We start from the raw sequence: 21,161 nt of genomic DNA, 5'->3' as shown, positions 1-21,161 counted from the left end.
GACCTCACCGCCATCAGAAATGTGATGGGGCAAGGCGATGAAACGCGGTAGACTTCTCCTGGCATTGGCGGCATTGCTCGCCGCTGTCAGCGTCGCGTCCGAGGCCTCCGCCGGATCCGTCCAGCGCGGCGTGACGAACCGGAACGTGAGCATCGAAACGGTCGTGCAGTTCGGCAACGATGTCCAGCCTGTTACGATCGAGGAGAACAGCCGCATCAATATCGCGCGTGTCATCCAGATCGGTGGCACGGGAACGGTCGATGCGACGATCATCCAGAACGGCACGCGAAATTATGTCAATGTGATCCAGGTGGGTGGCACCACCAACGTGGCGATCGGTCAGTCCGGCGTGAGCAACATTGCCGATATCACTCAGGTCGGTAGTTCCACCAACGCCCTCCTGCTCCAGATCGGAGATATGAACACCGGAACGGTGCGACAATTCGGGCGCTTCAACTGGCTGTCGATATTTCAGTTCAGCCGGTGATCGAGAAGGCGAGGTGCAACATGAGGTTCATCGTACTCGCAGCAGGAATGAGCATCATGATGGCAACGACAACCGGGCCGGCGGGAGCCGGCGAGTCAGGTGATGGCCACACCACAATAGTTCAGGACGAGAATGGCACGTCCGTCATTACCCAGAGCGGCGATCCGGCGCAGGCCGAGGTCAAGATCGAGAAGGAGCCTGGGCGCACCACGGTCTATCGCCGCAGCGGTGGCAACACCGCCATCGTGTCGCAAGGCACCGGAAATCCACAGGACATGCTGGACTGGCTGCGCAAGCAGCAGGGCCGCTGACGCACGAAGGCCCATCGTCCGTGATGGACGATGGGCCACATCGTGAGCGAGCGTTACCAGCTGCGATAGACGCCGGTCAGTGTGCCGTTGTTGTTGCCATCCGGGCCGACATCGCCCTGCGTCGAGCTCGGCGCTGGATGGTTGGTGCCGTTGAGCGCACCGTACGGTCCGGCGACATCCGGATAGTATGCGCGTGGCTGAACCGGCTCGTAAGCGGGAGCGGTGCGGTTCCATCCCGCGCGCGCTCCGTTCCAATCATAGCCCTGGGCCGAGGCGGCCGTCGTGCCCGCGACGAGTGAAGCCGTGATCAGGCAGAGGAGTTTTGACTTGTTTTGCATTGGAGATGCTCCTTGCTGGTGTCGGGAGCCAACGACCGCAGTGCGGGAGCGTTCCGGGTGTTGTCGGCCGAAGCGATCAACTCCGATCAACTGGTTATGAAGTCCGCTTTTCCCGGAACACGTGCGACATCAGCCGGAATCCCGGGCGTCTTGCCGCAGCTTGTTCCCTGTTAATCCCGTGCCTTAACCAATAATTAATTATACGTTTGCGGGTGGGCGACAGCCCGGCCTAGCGTGCGGTGGGGAGCCGCTATCCGCGAAGCCAAACGAGTTGGTGCGTATCATGATGTCCAGATCATTTGGGGCGTTGCTCGCCTCGCTCAGCGCAGCCGCGCTGCTCCTTGCCCCCAGCGACAGTTTTGCCAGGCCCGGCGGCACCGTCGCCCATGCCGCCACGCCGTCCGGTCCGGCGGCGCGTCCGCCGATTGCGCCAGGCGCCAGGTTCCGCGGCCGCAACACGCCCTGGGTCTACTGGCCGGGCGGCGGCGGGTTCTACTATGACAACGCAGGCTACGGCCAGCCTTTCGCCGAGACCGCACAACCCGTCTCCAGCGACGTGCGCTACACCTATACGTATGACGTTCCCTGGGATTGGACCCATCGCTTCCCGCCGAACGTGGTGCCGTCAGACCGGCCCTACGTGCCGAGCTGTCCGACGGAGCAGGTGACTGTGCCCGGCCGCGGCGGCGGCGAGCACACGGTCAACATCATGCGCTGCTACTGAGCCGCGCATTCGGCTCAGCTAGCCCAGCTCAAAACTGGTCACGCCGAAGACGCGGTCGATCCGCAGCGGCGCGATCGGTCCTGTGTACATCCGCGCCGTCTCGAACACCGGCTTCAGCCCGAGCTCTTCCGCGAGTGCAATCGCCTCGCGATTGACGGCGGGGACGTCGAGGAGGATTTCGCCGCCGTTTGCGCTCGCCAGCAAGGCCTGCACGATCGCGTCCGCCGCCGCGCGGTCGTGGGCGACGAGCGGGCCGATCTTGCGGCCGGTCCGGCACGGCCGGATCACGCCCCATGCAGCGAGCTTGCCGTCGCGCAGCAGCGCGCGACCGACATGTCCTGATGCGCCGATCCAGGCACGCAGGAAGGCGCCGCGCGGAGCCGGGAACACCGTTGCATCGTCGGCTTCAATGAGCGCGAACGGGATCGAGCCGAGCGCAACGACATCGGCGGGCGGCCTCGGTGGCGCGGCGATGAAGCCGCCATAGCGGAGATTGGCGTAAGCAAGCTGGAAGCCGGACTTTCTGTAATTGTCCTGCTGCGCGACGACGCCGTCGAGGCCGATCACGCGAGTGCCCGCATGCGCGATCGCCGCGTTCCAGATGCGGAGGCCATGGCCGGAGCCGCGAAAACCTTCGCGCACGATGTAGAAGCCGAGGAAGGCGAAGCGATCGTCGTAGTTGACGCAGGAGACAGTCGCGACCGGCTCGCCGTCGATCTCGCCAACGAAAAAGCCGTTTGGGTCGGGGATCGCGAAACAGACGGCATCGGAGAGGCCCGGATTCCAGCCCTCGGCCGCGGCCCAGTCGACGGCGATGGCGATCTCCTCGGGGCGCAAATTACGGATCTGCAAATCGCTCATCTTTCAGGTCGCTTTCGATGGTGGACCATCCGGCTGGTCCGGCGCTAGAAGGCCCATGACGGGCCGGGCTCGGCGGCTCGCCTCCACGATATCACAGAGGATGATCGGTCATGGCAGCACAGATGGCAGCAGAGAAGGTCGCACTCGTGACCGCCGGCGGCAGCGGCATGGGGGCAGGGGCTGCGCGTCGGCTCGCAGCCGACGGCTTTCGCGTTGCGATCCTGTCGTCCTCCGGCAAGGGCGAGGCCCTGGCAGCCGAGCTCGGCGGATTGGGGGTCACCGGTTCCAACAAGTCGAACGACGATCTGAAGCGGCTGGTCGATGGCGCGATGGCCAAATGGGGACGCATCGACGTGCTCGTCAACAGCGCGGGCCATGGGCCCCGGGCGGCGATCACGGAGATCACCGACGAGCAGTGGCACACCGGCCTCGACACCTATCTGCTCAACGTGATCCGTCCCACCCGGCTGGTGATGTCAATCATGCAGGCGCAGAAGGCCGGCGCCATTATCAACATCTCGACCGCCTGGGCATTCGAGCCGAGCGCGATGTTTCCGACCTCTGCGGTTTTCCGCGCCGGCCTTGCCGCCTTCACGAAGATCTTCACCGACACCCATGCCGCCGAGAACATCCGCATGAACAACGTGCTCCCGGGCTGGATCGACAGCCTGCCGCAGCTAGATGCGCGCCGCGACAGCGTGCCGATGAAGCGCTACGGCAAGGTCGAGGAGATCGCGGCGACCGTCTCGTTCCTGGCGTCCGACGGTGCTGCCTACATCACCGGCCAGAATATCCGCGTCGACGGCGGACTGACGCGTTCGGTCTGAGACGCGGGGCTCGAATCGCGTTTCGCGCGCTTGTCGTGATGCGACATTGGCGTGCGTAATGCGCCGCGGATGTGTGATCACGCGTGGCCCCTCGGTCACACCCGTGACGCGTTCGCGTGCCGCACGGCTCACACTACGTCACAGTCCCTATGAACTTCGCCGCAGCCCAAGACGGCGAGGGATCGGCAGCCTATGCCGATCTGCGCCGGACAACTTCCGCCCGCGCATTCGAAACGCGAGATCGATCGCGTGAGGCAAGGAGACTGGAATGAAGAAGTTTTTGCTGGCAGTTGCCGCTGTCGTTTTGGGCTCCGCATCCGTGCAGGCGGCCGACCTCGCGGCGAACTATACCAAAGCGCCGATGATGGCGACGGCCTACAACTGGACCGGCTTCTATGTCGGCGGCAATGTCGGCGGACAGTGGGGGAGCGCCGATCCGACCACCTCGACCATCTGGACGCCAACCGGCTATTTCGACCCCAGCAGCGTTCCCGCCATCAACACGGTCGGCGCCCAGCGCGTCAACAGCTCCAGCGTGACCGGCGGCTTCACCGCGGGCTATAACTGGCAGGTCAACCACGCGGTGCTCGGCCTCGAGGGCGACATCAACTATTTCGGCTTCAAGGGCAGCGCGAGCGGCTCGGCGCTCTATCCCTGCTGCGCACCGACCGGCTTCACGGTGTCGTCGTCGGTCTCGGCCGACTGGCTCGCCACCATCCGCGGCCGCATCGGCTTCCTCGCGGCTCCGACCTGGCTGCTCTACGCCACGGGCGGTGCGGCGATCGCGGAGGTGAAGGGCAATTTCAACTTCACCGACACCTTCTCCGCGGCATCAGAATCGGCCGCCATCCGCGACACCCGCCTCGGCTGGACCGCGGGTGTGGGCACCGAATATGCGTTCGGCGGCGGCTGGTCGCTCAAGGCCGAATATCTCTACGTCGATCTCGGCCGCGCCAGCGCGACCAGCACCAATCTTACGAGTTTCGCAGGCGGCACGGCAAATCCGAGCAACGTCTACACCCACTCGGTCGACCTCAAATCGAACATCGTGCGGGTCGGCGTGAACTACAAGTTCGGCGGACCCGTCGTCGCCAGATACTGAGCTTCATCCCGTTTCCTGATCTGGCGTGGAAAGCCCCGGCCTGGCCGGGGCTTTCTGTTTGGACCTCAGCCTGCGTGCGACGTCACGAGATGCGCCAACGCCGGCAATATCCTGTAGCGTGCGATCTCGTGGGGATATTCGCCCCGATTGGCAAGCAGGGCGATGCCCAACCGCTGCGCCGGAACGAGTCCGATATAACCGGACGCGTTGTTGAGCCCGCCCGGCTTGTCGACGACGGTGACGCCTGGAAGACGCACCGTCTCCCAGGCCATTGCCTGTCCGAACTTGTCGTCGACGCGGAAGATCTCGTGCTGCGTCATCCCCAATGCCTCGCGCAAGTGAGGCTCGATCGTCCGCCCGTCGATGCAGGCAGCAACGAATCTCGCGAGATCCCGCGGGGAGGAAAACATCTGGCCCGTGCCGGGGAAATCAAAATAGCTCTGCTGGTTGCCGATGGGGCCGATCGCCATGCCCTGATCCGAATAGCCCTGGACCGCGCGCTGCATCCAGGCCTCGTCCATGATGGCACGGCCGTCCTCGCCACGTTCGGGCACGGAGGTCGCATTCATGCCGATCGGCTTGAAGATGCGTTGTTCGAACAGGGTCGAGATCGGAGCGCCGTAACAGCGCTCGAGCGCGAGCTGAAGCAGCACGTAGCCGGCGTGGCTGTAGACGCGCTGCTCGCCGGGCACTTCGCCGGCTTGCGGTCGCCAGCTGTTGAACATCTCGACGAACTGCGCGCGGGAAAAAGTTTCGCTCGGCCACGGCGGATGATCGGTCGGCAGCAGCATGCCCGAGGTGTGCGTGACGAGTTCGCCGACGGTGACGCGGCGGATATAGTCGCCGGTGAGCTCGGGGAGATATTTCGCCAGGCGATCGCCGAGCTGCAGCTCGCCGCGGAGGGTGCCGAGCGCAACCAGCGTCGCCTCGAACGGCTTGCGCAGGGAGCCGAGGTTGAACAGCGTGTCCGGCGTGACCGGCCTTCGCGTGGCCTCGTCGGCAAAGCCGTAGTTGAAGAATTCGACATGGCCGCCGGCATAAAGCGCGACGGCAAGGCCGCCCGGTTGGTCCGGCGTCACGGTCGGCGCCAGCTCGTTCGCGACGATGTCGCGCATCTGCGCGATCATATCGGAGTCCGCGGCGGCCTCGCGCGGCAAGGCAAGCGCGAGCGGAACGAGCGCAGCCCGGGCGAGCGCCCGTCGGGTAAGATATGATGAGGTGACAACAGGCGGCACGGCTCTGAAGCAGAATGCGATGCGCCCCCACGTCTCTTGTAGCGGGAAGGGCCGTGTCTCCCTATTCACGATTGCGCGTGGTGGGTTCCGCGCGAGTGGTCCGTAGCCCGGATGGAGCGAAGCGCAATCCGGGAAAGTGCCGCAGCCAAGTGAGCGCCCCGGATTACGCTTCGCTTCATCCAGGCTGCGGTCGGCGAAATTTAACTTAGCTAGTTGGCTAACAATTGTTGACTGCGGTTGGCGGCAATCCTATAGTTAGCCCCATGGCTAACCAAATATCCCGACTCGATCAGGTTTTCGCGGCCCTTGCCGATCCCACCCGGCGGGCGATCGTGATGCGGCTCTGCGCCGGCGAGGCGTCGGTCGGCGAGCTTGCCGATCCCTTCGAGATGGCGCTGCCGAGCTTCATGAAGCACATCCACGTGCTGGAGACGAGCGGCCTCGTCCTGTCGGAGAAGTCCGGCCGCGTGCGCACCTGCCGCCTCAGTCCCGACGCGCTTGTCGGCGCGGAGGACTGGTTCCAGCAGCAGCGCGCGATCTGGGAGGCGCGGCTCGATCGGTTCGAGGCCTACGTCATGCAACTGAAGAAGGAAAGGGCGGCCGCCAAGCGCCCGTCCAAGACAGCTAAGAAGACAACCAAACGGAAAGGTTCCTGACGATGACGAATTCTGCCAATCCCGCCCTGTCGCAATGGTCGCTCGACCGCGAGATCGTGATGTCGCGCGTGATCGACGCGCCGCGCGATCTGGTGTTCGAAGCGTGGTCCGACCCGAAGCATCTGCCGCAATGGTTCGGGCCGAAGGGTTTCAAGCTCGAGACCTTCGAGATCGACGTGCGGGTTGGCGGCGTCTGGCGCTTCAACATGATCGGCCCGGACGGCACGGTCTATCCGAACCGCATGCGCTTTCGCCGCATCGAGCGGCCGTCCTTGATGGAGATGGATCACGGCGTCGACCAGGACGAGGATCCCGGCATGTTCCGTTTCACCGTCGCCTTCGCCGAACAGAGCAACGGCAAGACGGTTCTGATGATGCGGCAGCTGGCCTCGAGCACGGCGCAGCGCGACGGCATGATCAACTTCGGTGCGGTCGAGTACGGCTACCAGACGCTCGACAAGCTGGCGGCTTATGTGGGCGGGATGAAGAGGTAGGGCGAGCAGCCACTTCCCCCTTCATGAGAGGCGGCCAAGGAGCGGCCGCCTCGGAGCACGAGGACCATCGGCGAGGCCTCATCCTTCACGGGGCGCGCCCCTCAGGATGAGGGGCGCGTCATTCCTTCGCCTCGTCCGTGACGATGTCGCCGAGTTTCTGCCATCGCTGGCCGTCGAACTGCACCATCTGAAACTGCTTGTTGACGCGGTAGTCGGTCGGCGTCGTCGTCACCGAGATGCCCGGCAGCGTCAGGTCGAGTGTGATGTTGTACAGGCTCGCGGCCTGGCGCATCACGTTCTCGCGCGTGAGATCGTCGCCACATTGCTTCAGCACCTGCACCAGCAGCTGCGCGGTGATATAGCCGTAGACGTTCAGGTTCGAATCCTTGTCGCCCTCCGGGTAGTACTTGGCCATGAAGGCGAGATATCGCTTCATGCCGGGATCGTCCTTCCATTCGGGATCGGCTGAATCCTTGACATAACCGACGCTGACGACGCCGTTGGCGTTGTCGAGTCCGGCGGGCTTCAGCACCGCGCTCACCGAGGAGGCGTTGATGTCGATGATGTGCAGTGGCTTCCAGCCGATCTCGGCGACCTTCTTGATGGCCTGCGCGGCCTGTTTCGGCGTCGTGGCGCTGAACAGCGTGTCAGCGCCTGCGTCCTTTAACCGCAGGATCTGCGAGTCGATGGTCGGCTCGGTGATCTCGTAGGACGTCTCGGCGACGATCATCTTCGCCTTGTCGCCGAGACCTGCCTTGAAGCCCGCGAGATAATCCTTGCCGAGATCGTCGTTCTGGTAGAGCACGCCGATCCTGGCGTTCGGATAGTTCTTCAAAAGATATTGCGCGTAGATCCGGCCCTCGACGAGGTAGGACGGGTTGAAGCCCATGGTCCAGGGGAAGTTCTTCGGATCGGTGAAACGCGCCGCGCCCGTTGCCGCGAAGAGCTGCGGGACCTTCTTGGCGTTGAGATATTTTTGCACGGCGACATTCGGCGCGGTGCCAATGATCTGGAAGGTCAGCAGCACCTCGTCGTTTTCCACCAGCTTGCGGGTCTGCTCAACCGTCTTCGGAGGCGAATAGGCGTCGTCATACTGGATCAGATTGACCTTGCGGCCGTTGACGCCGCCCTGGTCGTTGATCATCTTCATGTAGGCGGCCTGGGTCTTGCCGATGACGGCATAGGCCGAGGCCGGCCCACTGAGCGGGACGGTCTGGCCGACCTTGATCTCGGTGTCGGAAGCGCCTGGATCGTATTTCTTCTGCGCCTGTGCCGCCGGGATCGATAGCGCGAGAACGATCGCAGGTGCCGCGATGCGTTTGAGAAGTAGGTTTTTCATTTCCATTCCCTATTCCGACTGTCACTCGCCCTTGAGGCCGGCCTCGCGGATTAGCCCGGTCCACTTTTTTGTTTCGTTGTCGATGAACTGGCCGAACTCGGCCGCGGTACCGGCGCGCACTTCGAGGCCCTGGGCGGTCAGCTTGTCCTTGATCGCCGGCTCGGCCAGCGCGCGCAACACTTCGGCCTGCAGCTTGTCGACGATGGCGCGCGGCGTCGTCGAAGGCGCCATGAAGCCGTACCAGCCGGCGGCGGCCACGTTGGGAAAACCCTGCTCGCGCAGGGTCGGCGCTTGCGGATAGAGCGCGCTGCGTTCGGCGGAAGCGACGCCGAGCACAATGAACTTGCCGCTCTGGATGTAGGGCAGTGCGGTCGGCAGCGCCGTCAGCGTGGCATCGACGCGGCCGGCGAGCAGCTCGGTGTAGGACGCCGCATCGCCACGGAAGGGAATGTTGAGCCCCTTGACGCCGGCATCCCTGAACAGGAGTTCGCCGGCAAGATGCGGCTGCGAGCCGGCGCCGGGCGAGGCGAAGGTCAGGCCATCCGGCTTCGATTTGCCGTAGGCGATCAATTCGGGGAGCGTCTTGAACGGCGCGTCCGCGCTGATGATCAGGAACAGCGGCGCGATCACCGTCATCGCGACCGGCTGCAGATCCTTGCGTTCGTAAGTCAGCTTGCCGAACAGCGCTTCGGCGGTGGCGTAGGGGGCCGCGACATAGAGGAGGGTATAGCCGTCGCCCGGCGCATGCGCGACCGTGTCGTTGGCGATGCGGGTGCCGGCGCCCGGCTTGTTCTCGACGATGAATTGCTGGTGCAGGTTGCGGCCGAACTCTTCGGCCAGCAGCCGCAACGAGATGTCGTTGGAGCCGCCGGGCCCATAAGGCGAGATCAGGCGCACCATGCGCGACGGCCAGGCGTCCTCAGCGTGTGCGGAGAATGGAAGTCCCGATAGCAAAAGGGCGAGGGTGCCCAAGAATGTTCGCCGTGTGACGGTCATGGTGGCCTCCCGGTGGCGGAGCGCCGATTGTCTTGTTCATCGTCTGGCGCTCTTCTTGTTTTGCTTTTGTGTTTCGGTCGTCGGCGCCGCACCAACCATGGTGCGGATGCTGTCGGCAAGGGCGGCAATGCGCGGGCCGATCTCGCCCTCCAGCTGGCCGGGCTGGAGCCGGAACGCGGGAATGCCGCAATTGATCGAAAAGGCCTGCTTCGCCTCACGCGCATGAAACAGCGGCGCGGCGACGGCATGGATCGAGGCGATGTACTCGCCGAAGCAAGTGCAGAAGCCGCGGCTGGCGCATTGTGTGAGGCCGGCGCGATATGTCTCGCGGAAGGACGACCACAGTTCGGTGTCCTCGCTTGCAATGCGGTCTTCGAGCAGCGCGGCATCGGCCTGCGGCAAGGTCGCCGCCGCGGCACGGCCCATCGCGGTCATCACCACGGAAATGGGCATGCCGATGTCGGGGACGTGCGGGCCGACGTCGCCGGAGCGCGCGGTCTCGACATAGATCATGGAGGTCGCATCGAGCAGGCCGATCGAGACCGTGCCCCGCACGCTTAGCGCCAGCTCCTGCATCATGGGACGCGCGACCTGGCGGAACTGCATGTCGGCGAGCAGCGGATGCGCCATGCGGAGTGCGCGCGCACCGACGCGATATTTGGCGCGTTCGGCGTCGTAGCGGAGGTAGCCGAGCTCCGCGAGCGTGTGCGTCAGCCGCGCCACCGTCGGGCGCGGAATCCCGGTCAGCGTCGACAGCTCCATGTTGCCGAGCTGGGCCGCCCCCGCCTTGAACGCTTCGAGCACTACGAGACCTTTCGCCAGCGTCGTCGCGAACGCGGCGTCATCGATGCTGTCCGCCAGCACGGCGGCAGCGGACGAGGAGGCGCGGATCGCTTTGGAGGCGGTTCTGGCCATGCAGGCTTTAATGAACCCGGTCCCGCCGGATGTCCAATAGATTCATAAAATGTAGCGTTATGTCCATTATCCGGACATGCGGCGGCTGTGCCGGCAGGGCAAGAATGTGCGCGAAGAGCCCCGCCGCACACAGATTTTCGTCGCGATTGCGTGGCTTGTTGTGACAGGATTATTACGACTGAATGTCATATCGATTACATCGGAGCGATTCATGTTGCAGTGGCAGGCGCGGACAAATCCCCTCGCGTGGTGGTGGGGGTCCCTGACGCTGGTCAGTGCTGCCAACATTCTCGTCTGGTTCATGCTGTACCGCGAGTTCTACCCGACGCCCGCCGGCAGCATCAGCGGCGGCTCCGACATCGGGCTGATGTTCCTGCTCTGCGCCGGTTACGTCTTCGGCTGCGCCTTCCGCTCGTTCCTGCCGCGCGCCGACGTGCAGCGCATCTGCCTGTTCGACACCTGGCTCTCCAGCGTCTTCGTCGGCCGCACGGTCGCGACCGTGGCCGAACTGTGCTTCGCCGCGCAATGGGCGGTCATCCTGCATCAGCTCGGGACCATGACGGGCGCCGAGACGGTGGTGAACATCGCGTGGGTGATCGTGCCCATCATCATCATCGCGGAGTGCTTCTCCTGGTATGCGGTGGTGACGACCAACTTCCTCTTCAACGCGATCGAGAACTCGCTGTGGGCGGTGACATTCTTCCTCGCGGGCATCGCGCTGTGCCGGCTGATGCCGGAATTCCAGGGACCGGTGCGCTGGGCCCTGATTGCCGGCATCGTCGGCATCGCCTGCTTCCTGGCCTTCCTCGTCACCGTCGACGTGCCGATGTATCTCAGCCGCTGGCGGGCAGGGCATGAAGAGGGCAACAGGTTGCTCGGCTTTCTCGAAGGCCTGCATGACGTCTCGACCCGCTGGGTCGTGACCCACGACATCGCGCACTGGAAGGGCGAGCTGACCTGGATGTTCCTGTATTTCACCGCCGCCGTGTGGTCGAGCCTCGCGCTCTGTGCGCTCTACGCGATGGACGGCTATCTCACGCGCTATCTGGTTTGACAGATTATTTGCCGACCAGGCCGCACTTGCTGCGTTCAAGCGGGCGGAAGGCCTGGTCGGGCGGGATGGTCGCGACCAGCTTGACGAAATCCCAGGGCCCTTTGGATTCCTCAGGCGTCTTGACCTGCACCAGATACAGATCATGCACCATGCGCTGGTCCTCGCGGATGCGGCCGTTGGGCGTGTAAGCGTCGGAGACGGGCGTCGCCTTCATCTTGGCCATTACAGCCGTGCTGTCGTCTGAGTCGGTATCCTTCATCGCCTGGAGATAGTGGCGCACGGCGGAATAGACGCCCGCCTGGATTTGCGACGGCATCGCTTTGCGGCGGGCGAAGAACGCATCGGAGAATTTCCGGGCCGTCGGCGAGACGTCCTCGAAGAACGAGGTGACGATGAGATCGCCGCGCGTCGCCTTCAACCCGACGGCCTCGATATCGACATTCTGGAATGACATCGGCACGATCTTGATGCCCTGGTCGGCAAGGCCGAATTCTTCCGCCTGCTTGATTGCGGTGGCGTTGTCGCCGGCCACGTTGATTGCCAGGATTTTTGCACCCGAGGACTGCGCCTGAAGCAGGAACGAGCTGTAGTCGGGCGTGCCGAGCTGCGCCTTGACGCTGCCGGCGACCTTGCCGCCGAGCTCGATGATGCGGGCGCGCGCGGTTGTCTCGATCGAATGGCCGAAGGCGTAGTCGCCGGTGATGAAGAACCACGGCTCCTTGCTGGTCTGCATGATGCCGGAGACCACCGCGGTCGCGGTCGAATAGGCATCCTGGGTCCACTGCACGCTGCCCGCGGCACAGGCTTCATCGGTGAGCTGGTTGGCGCCTGCGCCGGAGATGAGGAAGATCTTTCCGTTGCCGCGCACCAGTTCCTGCACCGCGAGCGCGGCACCGGAACTGCCGCCGTCCGCGATCGCCTGCACGCCGTCGCTGAACCATTTGCGGGCGAGCGAGGCCGCAAGGTCCGGCTTGTTCTGGTGGTCGGCCTGCAGGATCTCGATCTGCTTGCCGTTGATCTTACCGCCGAACTCTTCCGCCGCCATGCGCGCCGCCTCGACCGAGCCCGGGCCCATCGCGGTCGCAAAGATGCCGTTCATATCTGTGAGGACGCCGATGCGGACGGCCTCGCCCTTGATCTCGGCACGCGCGGGAGTACCTGCGAGCGCCAGCGTGATCAACAGAGTGGCGGCGGATGTCGTGCGGAGGATGGCCATGGCGTTTCCTGATGTTGTTATGTTTGATTGATTGGCGTCGGCAGTCAGGCCGGCTCGGCGACGACCTTATTGCGCAGGATGCCGATGCCGGAGATTTCGACCTCGACAGTGTCGCCGGGGCGCATCCACAGGGGCGGCTTGCGCTTGGCGCCGACGCCGCCGGGCGTGCCTGTCACGATGACGTCACCGGGGACGAGCGGGCAGGTCGTCGAGATGTAGGCGATCAGTTCGGGGATTGCGGTGATCAGGAGATCGGTGGTGGTGTCTTGCACGACGGTCCCGTTCAGCCGTGTCTGCAAGTTGAGCTTTGACGGATCGGGGATCTCGTCCGCCGTCACCAGCCACGGGCCAAAGCTGCCGCTCTCGGCAAAGGTCTTGCCGGAGAGGAATTGGCTGGTGTGGCGCTGCCAGTCGCGAATGCTGCCTTCGTTGTAGCAAGAATAGCCGGCGATGTGGTCGCGTGCGCGGCTCGCGGAGATGTGGCGGCCTGCCTTGCCGATGACGAGCGCAAGCTCGCCTTCATAATCGAAATCGTCACTCACCTTTGGCTTCACAATCGGCTGGAGATGGCCGACCTGGCTGCAGGGGAAGCGCACGAACAGCGCAGGCTTCTCGGTGACGGTGCGCCCCGTTTCGGCGACGTGGTCGCGATAGTTGAGGCCGACGCAAATGATCTTGCCGGGATCGGGGATGACCGGGGCAAAGGTGATCTCGTCGAGTGCATGATCTGGCGCAGCGGATGCGGCGTGCTTTGCCGCCTCGGCAACGCGCCCAGCTTCGAGCAACTGCCGCAACGTGGTGCAGCCCGCGATGCGTGTGCCGAGATCGACGACCCCATTGTCCTTGACAGCCCCGAAAGAGGCATGGCCGTCGGTGATGAAAGAGAGCAGCTTCATGAGATATCCTTGGGAGAAGTCGGTTCAGGCCGCGGACGGCACGTGGGTTGGAGGTGTGACGGCGGCAATCAGCCGGTCGAGCTCGGTGTCGTTGCTGGCGCTGCCGCGGACGTAGCGATCGGGGCGAACGAGCGCGGCGATGATGCCGTGCTCGCGCAGCCATGACCCGACGCCTTCGGCATCGTCGCTGGTCAGGATTTCGGTTCCAGATTGCGAAAGAGCAAGACGCGATGAGATCGTCGCGGCGCTCTCGACGAGGAGCACGTGGCTGTAGCCAACCCGGTCGTCGCCGCGGCGGCCGTCCTTCAATTCGAATTGCGGCGCAAGATGTCCGGCGAGCGGGAGATCGCCAAGCGCGAGGCCTGGGCCGAGCAGGGGCTTTTTGACCTCGAGCCTGACCGGCGCATTCGCGCGCGCCTCGCCGGCCGCAAGGCCCGCTTCGATCGCCTTGGTGTTGATGACGCCGCCGAGGCGGATCGCGAGCTCAATGAACTCGCGCACGTGCGGCTGGCGCTCGCTCTGATAGGTGTCGAGCAGGCTTGGATCCGCCAGTCCGCGCAGGACTGCAGCGAGCTTCCAGGCAAGGTTGGCGGCATCTCGGATGCCGGCGCACATGCCCTGGCCGAGGAAGGGCGGGGTCTGGTGTGCGGAGTCGCCGGCGAGCAGCAGACGACCGCTCCGCCATTGCTGCGCGATGATGGAATGAAAGGTGTAGACCGCGGCGCGCTCGAGTTCGGCATCCTCGGGCGTGATCCAGCGCGACAGCAGCTCCCAGACCTTCGCTGGCTGCGCGACCACCTGGGAGTCTTCGTCGGGCAGAACTGTGATCTCCCAGCGTCGCCGCGTGCCGGTGCCGCGGACATAGGTCGCCGGCCGGCGTGGATCGCAATGCTGGATACTGTAGTCGCCGAGATCGTCGCGGTTGCGCTTGAGCAGCACGTCGATCACCAGCCAGCGCTCGTGGAAGCCGAGATCGTCCATGCCGGAGCCGATGAAGCGGCGCACCAGAGAGCGAGCACCGTCGCAACCGATGACGTAGCCGGCACGGACTTCGCTCAGCCTCCCGTTGGAGAGGTCCTCGTAACGGACGCGTACGCCGATCTCGTCCTGATCCAGCGCGAACACGTCGCAGCGGTTGCGCAAGGCGATGTGTGGCCAGCGCGCGAGGCCAGCGATCAGCGCGTCCTCCAGGTCAGGCTGATGGAAGCGATAGCTGAGATTCCATCCCATCGGCGTCAATGTCTGCGGCCGCGACCAATCCAGCAGCATCCGGCCGTCGGCGTCGAGAAAGAGCATGCCGGGGCTGAGGATGACATGCGGCAGGATCGCGTCGGCGAGGCCGAGGGTTTGGAACACCCGCATGCATTCGTCGTCGAAATGGACCGCCCGCGGCAGATGATAGGTCCGCGCCTCGCGCTCCAGCACCAGCGTCCGCACGCCGCACAGGCCAAGCAGGTTGGCCAGCGTGGCTCCGACCGGGCCGCGGCCGACGATCACGACGTCAAACTCTTCAGGGGCGGATTTATCTTGCATGGGGACTATCTCTTCCCCAAGGGATGCAGTCGTATCAACGCCGCCGCGCCAAGTGTCCGCCCAGCGGACGGCTCGCCTAGATCTCGACGGGAATGGCCGACGCCGTCTCCTGGAGCTGCGCCGCAAACTGCACCACCGCCTCTTCGATTCCGAGGGCCGAGCGGATCCAGATGATGGAGATGCAGCCAAATACCGCGCCGTTCCGCACGATGGGTACGGCGATCGAGGCAGTCTTGGGATTGTATTCGCCCTCGCTGCGGATCGCGTATCCGCGCGCCTGCGTCTCGGCGATCATTCGGCCGAGGCGGCCTTCGTCGAGGAAGGGGCGGTCGTCGGCCTCGTCGATCCGGCGCAGATGATTGACAATCAGGTCGCGTTCGCGCGCGGGGCTGGCGGCGAGATAGGCCCGCCCCGCGGAGGTGCGCAGCATCGGCAGGCGCTTGCCGATCATGCCGCGGTCGATCGAGAGCGGGCTGCGCGAATGCGTGGTCTCCTGCACCACCATCGCGGCGTTTTCGTAGGTCGAGAGATCGACCGGCCAGACCAGGCCCTTGCTCAGCTCGGCGAGGAAAGGTGCTGCCGCCTGGCAGATCACGACGCCGGGATCGTAGCCATCGCCAAGACTGAGCGCCCGCCGGGTCACACGAAAGCGGTCGTCGCTGGCGCTGCGCGCGACATAGCCGAGCTCTTCCAAGGTCTCGAGCAGGCGGTAGACGGTCGGGCGAGGCAGGTCGAGCGCGCGGGCCACGTCACCGGCGCGAATGCCGCCGGAGCGATTGACTTCGTGCAGCACGTCCAGCCCACGCTTGAAGGCGCGGACGCCTTCAGGCTGCCGCGGCTGACCGTTCGTCCGCTCCTTGGACACTTCGCATTTCCTCCCTTGTGGCCTGCGGCCTCGCGATTATCGTCTTTGCGAACGCGAAGCGATTGCGGATGCCACCGTAGGATCGCGCGCGGCCGGTATCAAGTTCACCGCAGTGCGGCGGACGCGATGCCCTCGGGAGGAATTCGATGGAAATCACCGCGCTCGGCTATATCGGGATCAATTCATCCCAGCTCGACCAGTGGGGCCGGATGGCGACCGGGCTGCTCGGCATGCAGCAGGTGGATCGCGGCGGCAAGATGCGCGCTTTCCGCATGGACGACCACAAGCAGCGCCTGGTGGTCGACGGCAGCAGTGATGCCGGGCTCGCGGTGATGGGATGGGAGGTTCCCTCGACCGCGGACCTCGACCGTCTCGCCGGCCGTCTGGAAAGCCACGGCGTGAAGGTGACCCGCGGCTCCCGCGCGCTGGCCGACGAGCGGCATGTGGCCGAGCTGATCGTATTCAGCGATCTCGCCGGCAACCGGCTCGAAGCCTTCTACAAACCGGAGCTGGCGACCGAGCCGTTCAAGCCCGGACGGCCAATCTCGGGCTTCCGCACCGGCGCGCTCGGCATGGGGCATGTCGTGCTCAACGTCGAGGAAGTCGAACCGTTGGTGCCGTTCTATCGCGACGTGCTCGGCTTTCAAGTTTCCGATTTCGGCCTCAAGCCCTACGGGCTCTATTTCTTCCACGTCAACGGCCGTCACCACTCCTTTGCAATGGTTGGCTCAGGACGGAAAGCGCTGCACCATTTCATGGTCGAACTTGGCAGCCTCGATGATGTCGGGCAGGGCTACGATCTCGCGCAGATGGACGACGGCCGCGTCGCCTACACGCTAGGACGGCATACCAACGACCACATGACGTCGTTCTACGTGAACACGCCATCCGGCTTCTTCATCGAATATGGCTGGGGCGGTCGTGTGATCGATCCCGAGACCTGGAAGCCACACGAGACCTTTGACGGCCCGTCGCTATGGGGCCACGAGCGGCTCTACATGCCCGAGGAGCAGCGCAAGCGCCTTCGCGACATGAGACTGGATGCAGCGTCGCGCGGCGTTCGTGTGGCCGACCCCCGCGTGCCGCCACTGAATTGCGCGTGGCTGGATTCGGTGGTCGCGCGGGAGTAATCCGGGGCGGATACGATCAGGCCTCGCCGAGATCGACCTCCGTCAAGATGCCCTGGCGCAGTGCCAGCCTGACCAGCTCGATGTCGGATCCGACGCCGAGCTTGTCCTTGATCAGGGAATGCAGGTTCGCCACCGTCTTCGGGCTGACATGGAGCGTCTCGGCGATCTCCTCTGTCGTATTCTCGGCGAGCAGGAGCCGCAGCACTTCGAATTCGCGCGGCGTGAGGACGTCGGCGGCAGAGCTTTCCCCGGCGAGCCGGCTCAGCGCGAGCTCATGGTCGATGTCGGGGCTGATCGCGATCTTGCCGGCAAGCACGTCCATCACGGCGCGCACCAGCGTCTCCGGCGGACTGGTCTTGGTGACGTAGCCCCTGGCACCGGCGCGAATCGCCTGCACGGCAAAGCCGGCATTCTCGTGCATGGTGAAGACGAGAATCCTCGCGCCCTTGTCCCACTGCCGGATGCGCCTGACCGCCTCAATGCCGCCGATGCCGGGCATGCTCAGGTCGATGATGACGAGGTCGGGCGCCTCCGATTTGTAGAGACGGTAGGCCTCGGCGCCGTCGGCGGCTTCGGCGATGACGCGAAGTCCCGGCTGCTTCTGAAGCACGGAGCGATAGCCCTCGCGGACCACGGAATGGTCGTCGACCAGCAGAATGGTCGCGTCCGCCGCGCTCATGCGGCATGCTCCAGCGACGGCCGATCGGTGGCTGCGAGCGGAATGACCACGCGCAGTGCGGAGCCGCCGTTCGGTGCGGCCTCGAAGCTCAATTGGCCGCGCAAGGCGGCGACGCGCTCGCGCATGCCGAGCAGGCCCATTCCGGATTTCGCGACGGGATCGCTCGCGCGTCCGTCATCGTCGATCGCAAGCGCGATCTCGCTGGCCCCCATCGTCAATTCCAGGCTGACCCGCGTGGCGACGGCATGCTTGGCGGCATTGGTGAGCGCCTCCTGCACGATCCGGTAGAGGCTGGCGCTGATCGTGGCCGGCAGGGTCTCGAATGCGCCGTCGAACCGGATCGAGAAGCGCGTCTCGCCGCGGCTGCGCCCGTTCCAGCCCGCGACGAGGCCTTCGAGGCTGGCGACGAGCCCGAGCTCCTCCACATCGGGCGGCCGCAGCCGGAACAATGTGCCGCGCAACGTCTCCATCATGCCGGTTGCGGTCCGCGCGATGCCGTCGCATTCGCCAAGCAGGGAGGGACACTCTTGCGCGGCGGTCTGGCGGGCGGAGGAGGCGAGCGCGCGGATGGCGGCAAGCGACTGGCCGAACTCGTCATGCAGCTCGCGCGCGAGATGGCGACGCTCCTCGTCCTGCAGCGCGATCAGCTTCCGCGTCAGCTCGCTGCGTTCGGCAAGCGCGGTCTCGAGGCTTTCGGCGAGATGGTTGAAGCCGTCGCGGATCGCGGAGAGCTCGGCAAGATCGAACGGCGGCAGCCGCGTGGTGAGATCGTTGGCGGCAATCCGCTCGAGGCCGGTGCGGATCATGCGGGTGGGGCGCAGCGCGCGCGCCAGTGCGGCGTAGACCAGCCCGCAGAGTAGCGGCAGCGCGATCGCGAGCGCGAGCATCAGGCGGCCGGCCTCGTGCCAAGCCTCCGCGGTCTGCACGCCCGGCTCGACCGAGACCACGGCCTCCCCGAGCTTCGTCCCGCGCACGATCACGGGCCGTGCCGCTTCTCGGCCGGGGTCGAACAAGCCGCGATAGAACGCCGTGAAGGCTTGCGGCGGCGGGTTCGCCGGGACAGGCGCGCCGCTACAGAAGCGCTGGAGGACGTCGCCGCTCGTGCCGCGGAACGCCAGGCACAGACCGGGCGTCATCACATAAGCCGAAACGGGGTCGAGGTTGGGAAAGTCCGAGCGCGGGCTCGCGACCCACTGGATCTTGCCCTGCTGCAGCTCCAGCGTCTTGGCCACGATGGCGGCGATATCGTCGAGGCGCGCATGCGCCTCGCGGTCGGACGTAATCAGGAAATAGGCGGAGATCGCCGCGAAGCAGGCGGCCGATATCGCGGCCACGCGCAACGTCAGACGGACTTTGAGATCGAATCTCGGTCGGTTCCACATCGGCGGGCACCTTGGTGCGAACGGATTTGTCGCGCTCGCATTAAACGGCAGAACGCATCCGGCGCAAAGCCGCCAGGCGCCAGTGCGGTGCACCGTCGTGAAATTTTCCCGGCCATCGCCGGGACCGGCGCTGCTGCATGGCCTGATTGCGCCGTCCAGATTGGCGCGCCGCTCCGTCACACGAGGCACATTTATGCACCTGCGCCGGTTGATCCTCTCAGTCTGTCTCCTTGTCGTCCTTCCGGCGGCTTATGCGTCGGCCGGTGCCGAAACGGCCATCGGCGTCGCCATGGACGACTTCAGTTATACCGATACGTCGGCTGAACCCGCCAACCAGACCGCCGCCCATGAGCGACGGCTGTCGGCCTTCATGGCCGCGCTCCGGCGGGACATTGGAGGCGACCGGCGCTACCGGCTCGTACCGTCGGCCCAGGACGGCGCGGCGTTCAAGGTGATCGGCGGCATCCAGAAGACGAGCACCTTGGTGCAATGGGCCAAGGTCGCCGTGATCGACGTCGGCGCCAAAAAGGTCGTGATGGACAAGCTCTACACCTTCCGCGGCGACAATGATGAATCGTGGGAGCGCGCCGAGATCTTCGTGTCGCGCGAGATCGTAGCCGCGCTCGGCACGCCTGCTCCGATCGCACTGGCGGTGTTCGAATTCGAGCTCGACGACAACACCGCGGCGCCGGCCGCCGGCCTCGCGGCCGCGGACGCATCCTATCTGGCCGAAGTGACTGGCAGCGTCCGCGACGCCCTCGGCCGATCCGGCCGCTACCGTCTCGTCGATGTCGGCAGCGCCAACGAGGCGGCGTTGAAGGCGCGCGCTTTACGCGACTGCGGCGGCTGCGAGGCGGCGATTGCGCAAGGGCTGGGTGCGGATCAGTCGCTGATCGGGGTGGTGCGGCGGGTCAGCCGCACCGAGTACACGCTCGGCTTTCAGGTGCGCGATGCCAGGACCGGCGTGGTGCTGGCACGCGGCGACAGCGGCCTGCGCCTGGGCGCGGACTATTCGTGGAAACGGGGCGCCGTGCGGCTGGTCAGCGATCGCATGATCGAGAACCAGCCGCAGCAATAGGCCTCAGAACGTCAGCTGCACCTTCATCGACTGCGAGCGGTCGCTGGCGAGCTCGAAGGCGGCGACCGCGTTCTCGAACGGCATGGTTGCCGTGATCAGCGGCTTGACGTCGATCAGGCCTTCGCCCATCAGCCGCACCGCCAGCTCGAACTCGGGGTCGAAGCGGAAGGTGCCGCGCAGCTGCAATTCCTTGGCGACGATGGAGTTGATCGGCAGCGTCACCTCGCCGCCGAGGCCGAGCTGCACCAGCGTGGCGCCGGGCCTGAGCACGTCGAGCGCGGTGCGCAGCGCGGCCTGGTTGCCCGAGGCTTCGAACAGCGTGTCGAACACGCCTTTGCCGGTGCGCCAGGGATCGAGCGCCGTGGCATCGGCGGCGACATTGATGGCGTGAGTGGCACCGAGTTGCCTTGCGACGGCAAGCGGCGCCTCTGCGACATCGGTGACCACGATCTCGGCCGCGCCGCCGAAGCGCGAGACCAAAATCATCAGCGCGCCGATCGGGCCGCAGCCGGTGATCAGCACGCGCTTGCCGAGCAGGGCCCCGGCCTGCTTGCCGGCGTGCAGGCACACCGCGAGCGGCTCGGCGACCGCGGCTTCCGCCAGCGACAGCTTGTCGGTGATCGGAACGGCCTGCGCGGCATCGACCGTGATGAATTCGCGAAAGCCGCCCTGCACATGGGGAAAGCGCATCGCGCTGCCGAGGAAGCGCATGTCGAGGCACTGGTTGCGCATGCCTTCCTGGCAATGCAGACACTGGCCGCACGGCTTGCTCGGATTGACCGCGACGCGGGTGCCCGGCTTCACATTCGTGACGCCGTCACCGACGGCTGCGACCACGCCGGCGATCTCGTGCCCCAGCGCCATCGGTTGCTGGATCCGCACGACGCCGAAGCCGCCGTGATGATAGTAGTGCAGATCGGAGCCGCAGATGCCGCCATTCGCGATCTTGACGCGGACTTCACCCGGACCGGGCGCTGCATCCGGATAGCTATCGATCCGCAGATCTTTCGGTGCGTGAATGACGACGGCGCGCATGCTTGGCT

The 21,161-nt window shown here is 65.2% G+C and carries 23 protein-coding genes; 10 read left to right on the top strand and 13 right to left on the bottom strand.

All coding sequences use genetic code 11. The features are described from left to right. Positions 1–64 precede the first annotated feature (64 nt). Both AC0L27_RS16955 and AC0L27_RS16950 read left to right on the top strand, forming a co-directional pair. Positions 65–487, top strand: coding sequence for a curlin (locus AC0L27_RS16955; protein WP_354209321.1), 423 nt, complete (start codon positions 65–67; stop codon positions 485–487). 20 nt (positions 488–507) lie between these two features. Further along, positions 508–798 carry a hypothetical protein gene (locus AC0L27_RS16950; RefSeq protein WP_354058765.1) on the top strand — a complete coding sequence of 97 codons (291 nt, stop codon included), beginning with the start codon at positions 508–510 and terminating at the stop codon, positions 796–798. Between the two features lie 53 nt (positions 799–851). Here the strand turns inward: AC0L27_RS16950 and AC0L27_RS16945 are convergent, their stop codons facing one another. Next, complete coding sequence (locus AC0L27_RS16945) at positions 852–1,136, bottom strand: hypothetical protein (protein WP_354209322.1); 285 nt, start codon at positions 1,134–1,136, stop codon at positions 852–854. A 283-nt stretch (positions 1,137–1,419) separates the two neighbouring features. On the opposite strand from AC0L27_RS16945, the gene AC0L27_RS16940 reads away from it, so the two are divergent. After that, positions 1,420–1,860 (top strand): hypothetical protein, encoded by a 441-nt coding sequence (locus AC0L27_RS16940; RefSeq protein WP_247462781.1) that lies wholly within the window; start codon positions 1,420–1,422, stop codon positions 1,858–1,860. Positions 1,861–1,878: 18 nt separating this feature from the next. Here AC0L27_RS16940 and AC0L27_RS16935 read toward each other — a convergent pair whose 3' ends face one another. Continuing rightward, the gene (locus tag AC0L27_RS16935; RefSeq protein ID WP_354209323.1) at positions 1,879–2,721 is read right to left on the bottom strand and encodes a GNAT family N-acetyltransferase; all 843 of its coding nucleotides are present in this window, start codon (positions 2,719–2,721) and stop codon (positions 1,879–1,881) included. 122 nt (positions 2,722–2,843) lie between these two features. Between AC0L27_RS16935 and AC0L27_RS16930 the strand changes: the two genes are divergently transcribed. Together AC0L27_RS16930 and AC0L27_RS16925 are read left to right on the top strand one after the other, a co-directional pair. Further along, entirely contained in the window at positions 2,844–3,548 is a 705-nt protein-coding gene (locus tag AC0L27_RS16930) for an SDR family oxidoreductase (protein ID WP_354209408.1), read from the top strand. Positions 3,549–3,816: 268 nt separating this feature from the next. Further along, the gene (locus AC0L27_RS16925; RefSeq protein ID WP_354209324.1) at positions 3,817–4,650 is read left to right on the top strand and encodes an outer membrane protein; all 834 of its coding nucleotides are present in this window, start codon (positions 3,817–3,819) and stop codon (positions 4,648–4,650) included. Between the two features lie 65 nt (positions 4,651–4,715). Here the strand turns inward: AC0L27_RS16925 and AC0L27_RS16920 are convergent, their stop codons facing one another. Beyond that, positions 4,716–5,777: a serine hydrolase gene (locus AC0L27_RS16920; RefSeq protein WP_354254994.1), complete on the bottom strand. Its 1,062-nt coding sequence runs from the start codon at positions 5,775–5,777 to the stop codon at positions 4,716–4,718. A gap of 371 nt (positions 5,778–6,148) precedes the next feature. On the opposite strand from AC0L27_RS16920, the gene AC0L27_RS16915 reads away from it, so the two are divergent. Further along, on the top strand, positions 6,149–6,541 hold the full coding sequence (locus AC0L27_RS16915) for an ArsR/SmtB family transcription factor (protein WP_354209326.1): 393 nt from the start codon (positions 6,149–6,151) through the stop codon (positions 6,539–6,541). Positions 6,542–6,543: 2 nt separating this feature from the next. Beyond that, a complete protein-coding gene (locus AC0L27_RS16910; protein ID WP_354209327.1) occupies positions 6,544–7,035 on the top strand; it encodes an SRPBCC family protein in 492 nt (163 codons plus the stop codon). A 118-nt stretch (positions 7,036–7,153) separates the two neighbouring features. On the opposite strand, the gene AC0L27_RS16905 is transcribed toward AC0L27_RS16910, so the two are convergent. Genes AC0L27_RS16905 through AC0L27_RS16895 form a run of 3 tightly spaced genes read right to left on the bottom strand, consistent with a single transcriptional unit; the run spans position 7,154 to position 10,285 of the window. Next, positions 7,154–8,374 carry an ABC transporter substrate-binding protein gene (locus tag AC0L27_RS16905; RefSeq protein ID WP_354209328.1) on the bottom strand — a complete coding sequence of 407 codons (1,221 nt, stop codon included), beginning with the start codon at positions 8,372–8,374 and terminating at the stop codon, positions 7,154–7,156. Positions 8,375–8,395: 21 nt separating this feature from the next. After that, a complete protein-coding gene (locus AC0L27_RS16900; RefSeq protein ID WP_473319723.1) occupies positions 8,396–9,370 on the bottom strand; it encodes a Bug family tripartite tricarboxylate transporter substrate binding protein in 975 nt (324 codons plus the stop codon). 36 nt (positions 9,371–9,406) lie between these two features. Continuing rightward, on the bottom strand, positions 9,407–10,285 hold the full coding sequence (locus AC0L27_RS16895) for an IclR family transcriptional regulator (protein ID WP_473319721.1): 879 nt from the start codon (positions 10,283–10,285) through the stop codon (positions 9,407–9,409). Between the two features lie 211 nt (positions 10,286–10,496). Here AC0L27_RS16895 and AC0L27_RS16890 point away from each other — a divergent pair, with 211 nt between their 5' ends. Next, positions 10,497–11,339 carry a hypothetical protein gene (locus AC0L27_RS16890; RefSeq protein WP_354209331.1) on the top strand — a complete coding sequence of 281 codons (843 nt, stop codon included), beginning with the start codon at positions 10,497–10,499 and terminating at the stop codon, positions 11,337–11,339. A gap of 4 nt (positions 11,340–11,343) precedes the next feature. On the opposite strand, the gene AC0L27_RS16885 is transcribed toward AC0L27_RS16890, so the two are convergent. From AC0L27_RS16885 to AC0L27_RS16870, 4 genes are all read right to left on the bottom strand, one after another. Next, positions 11,344–12,555 carry an ABC transporter substrate-binding protein gene (locus tag AC0L27_RS16885; RefSeq protein WP_354209332.1) on the bottom strand — a complete coding sequence of 404 codons (1,212 nt, stop codon included), beginning with the start codon at positions 12,553–12,555 and terminating at the stop codon, positions 11,344–11,346. Positions 12,556–12,599: 44 nt separating this feature from the next. Continuing rightward, positions 12,600–13,451, bottom strand: a complete 852-nt coding sequence (locus tag AC0L27_RS16880; RefSeq protein WP_473319718.1) for a fumarylacetoacetate hydrolase family protein — start codon at positions 13,449–13,451, stop codon at positions 12,600–12,602. A gap of 24 nt (positions 13,452–13,475) precedes the next feature. After that, the gene (gene mhpA, locus AC0L27_RS16875; RefSeq protein ID WP_354254992.1) at positions 13,476–14,984 is read right to left on the bottom strand and encodes a bifunctional 3-(3-hydroxy-phenyl)propionate/3-hydroxycinnamic acid hydroxylase MhpA; all 1,509 of its coding nucleotides are present in this window, start codon (positions 14,982–14,984) and stop codon (positions 13,476–13,478) included. Positions 14,985–15,060: 76 nt separating this feature from the next. Next, positions 15,061–15,849 carry a DNA-binding transcriptional regulator gene (locus tag AC0L27_RS16870; protein WP_275168022.1) on the bottom strand — a complete coding sequence of 263 codons (789 nt, stop codon included), beginning with the start codon at positions 15,847–15,849 and terminating at the stop codon, positions 15,061–15,063. A 146-nt stretch (positions 15,850–15,995) separates the two neighbouring features. Here AC0L27_RS16870 and AC0L27_RS16865 point away from each other — a divergent pair, with 146 nt between their 5' ends. After that, a complete protein-coding gene (locus AC0L27_RS16865) occupies positions 15,996–16,979 on the top strand; it encodes a VOC family protein (protein WP_354209334.1) in 984 nt (327 codons plus the stop codon). Between the two features lie 16 nt (positions 16,980–16,995). Here the strand turns inward: AC0L27_RS16865 and AC0L27_RS16860 are convergent, their stop codons facing one another. Both AC0L27_RS16860 and AC0L27_RS16855 read right to left on the bottom strand, forming a co-directional pair. After that, complete coding sequence (locus AC0L27_RS16860; protein ID WP_354209335.1) at positions 16,996–17,658, bottom strand: response regulator transcription factor; 663 nt, start codon at positions 17,656–17,658, stop codon at positions 16,996–16,998. Further along, positions 17,655–19,040 (bottom strand): HAMP domain-containing sensor histidine kinase, encoded by a 1,386-nt coding sequence (locus AC0L27_RS16855; protein ID WP_354209336.1) that lies wholly within the window; start codon positions 19,038–19,040, stop codon positions 17,655–17,657. The genes AC0L27_RS16860 and AC0L27_RS16855 overlap by 4 nt, the downstream gene beginning before the upstream one ends. 193 nt (positions 19,041–19,233) lie before the next feature. Here AC0L27_RS16855 and AC0L27_RS16850 point away from each other — a divergent pair, with 193 nt between their 5' ends. Then, entirely contained in the window at positions 19,234–20,118 is an 885-nt protein-coding gene (locus AC0L27_RS16850; protein WP_354209337.1) for a DUF3280 domain-containing protein, read from the top strand. Positions 20,119–20,121: 3 nt separating this feature from the next. On the opposite strand, the gene AC0L27_RS16845 is transcribed toward AC0L27_RS16850, so the two are convergent. Next, a complete protein-coding gene (locus AC0L27_RS16845; protein WP_354209338.1) occupies positions 20,122–21,153 on the bottom strand; it encodes an L-idonate 5-dehydrogenase in 1,032 nt (343 codons plus the stop codon). Between the last annotated feature and the right edge of the window lie 8 nt (positions 21,154–21,161).

The organism is Bradyrhizobium sp. Ken51 (assembly GCF_055807435.1).
The sequence above is the reverse complement of the archived record's forward strand: the minus strand, read 5'-3'. Positions and strand labels throughout refer to the sequence as shown.

What these genes read in the sequence shown, in the direction of transcription:
- AC0L27_RS16950 (WP_354058765.1), top strand. Translation starts at nt 508, where the DNA reads ATGAGGTTCATCGTACTCGCAGCAGGAATGAGCATCATGATGGCAACG.
- AC0L27_RS16945 (WP_354209322.1), bottom strand. Translation starts at nt 1,136, where the DNA reads ATGCAAAACAAGTCAAAACTCCTCTGCCTGATCACGGCTTCACTCGTC.
- AC0L27_RS16940 (WP_247462781.1), top strand. Translation starts at nt 1,420, where the DNA reads ATGATGTCCAGATCATTTGGGGCGTTGCTCGCCTCGCTCAGCGCAGCC.
- AC0L27_RS16935 (WP_354209323.1), bottom strand. Translation starts at nt 2,721, where the DNA reads ATGAGCGATTTGCAGATCCGTAATTTGCGCCCCGAGGAGATCGCCATC.
- AC0L27_RS16930 (WP_354209408.1), top strand. Translation starts at nt 2,844, where the DNA reads ATGGCAGCAGAGAAGGTCGCACTCGTGACCGCCGGCGGCAGCGGCATG.
- AC0L27_RS16925 (WP_354209324.1), top strand. Translation starts at nt 3,817, where the DNA reads ATGAAGAAGTTTTTGCTGGCAGTTGCCGCTGTCGTTTTGGGCTCCGCA.
- AC0L27_RS16920 (WP_354254994.1), bottom strand. Translation starts at nt 5,777, where the DNA reads ATGATCGCGCAGATGCGCGACATCGTCGCGAACGAGCTGGCGCCGACC.
- AC0L27_RS16915 (WP_354209326.1), top strand. Translation starts at nt 6,149, where the DNA reads ATGGCTAACCAAATATCCCGACTCGATCAGGTTTTCGCGGCCCTTGCC.
- AC0L27_RS16910 (WP_354209327.1), top strand. Translation starts at nt 6,544, where the DNA reads ATGACGAATTCTGCCAATCCCGCCCTGTCGCAATGGTCGCTCGACCGC.
- AC0L27_RS16905 (WP_354209328.1), bottom strand. Translation starts at nt 8,374, where the DNA reads ATGAAAAACCTACTTCTCAAACGCATCGCGGCACCTGCGATCGTTCTC.
- AC0L27_RS16900 (WP_473319723.1), bottom strand. Translation starts at nt 9,370, where the DNA reads ATGACCGTCACACGGCGAACATTCTTGGGCACCCTCGCCCTTTTGCTA.
- AC0L27_RS16895 (WP_473319721.1), bottom strand. Translation starts at nt 10,285, where the DNA reads ATGGCCAGAACCGCCTCCAAAGCGATCCGCGCCTCCTCGTCCGCTGCC.
- AC0L27_RS16890 (WP_354209331.1), top strand. Translation starts at nt 10,497, where the DNA reads ATGTTGCAGTGGCAGGCGCGGACAAATCCCCTCGCGTGGTGGTGGGGG.
- AC0L27_RS16885 (WP_354209332.1), bottom strand. Translation starts at nt 12,555, where the DNA reads ATGGCCATCCTCCGCACGACATCCGCCGCCACTCTGTTGATCACGCTG.
- AC0L27_RS16880 (WP_473319718.1), bottom strand. Translation starts at nt 13,451, where the DNA reads ATGAAGCTGCTCTCTTTCATCACCGACGGCCATGCCTCTTTCGGGGCT.
- mhpA (WP_354254992.1), bottom strand. Translation starts at nt 14,984, where the DNA reads ATGCAAGATAAATCCGCCCCTGAAGAGTTTGACGTCGTGATCGTCGGC.
- AC0L27_RS16865 (WP_354209334.1), top strand. Translation starts at nt 15,996, where the DNA reads ATGGAAATCACCGCGCTCGGCTATATCGGGATCAATTCATCCCAGCTC.
- AC0L27_RS16860 (WP_354209335.1), bottom strand. Translation starts at nt 17,658, where the DNA reads ATGAGCGCGGCGGACGCGACCATTCTGCTGGTCGACGACCATTCCGTG.
- AC0L27_RS16855 (WP_354209336.1), bottom strand. Translation starts at nt 19,040, where the DNA reads ATGTGGAACCGACCGAGATTCGATCTCAAAGTCCGTCTGACGTTGCGC.
- AC0L27_RS16850 (WP_354209337.1), top strand. Translation starts at nt 19,234, where the DNA reads ATGCACCTGCGCCGGTTGATCCTCTCAGTCTGTCTCCTTGTCGTCCTT.
- AC0L27_RS16845 (WP_354209338.1), bottom strand. Translation starts at nt 21,153, where the DNA reads ATGCGCGCCGTCGTCATTCACGCACCGAAAGATCTGCGGATCGATAGC.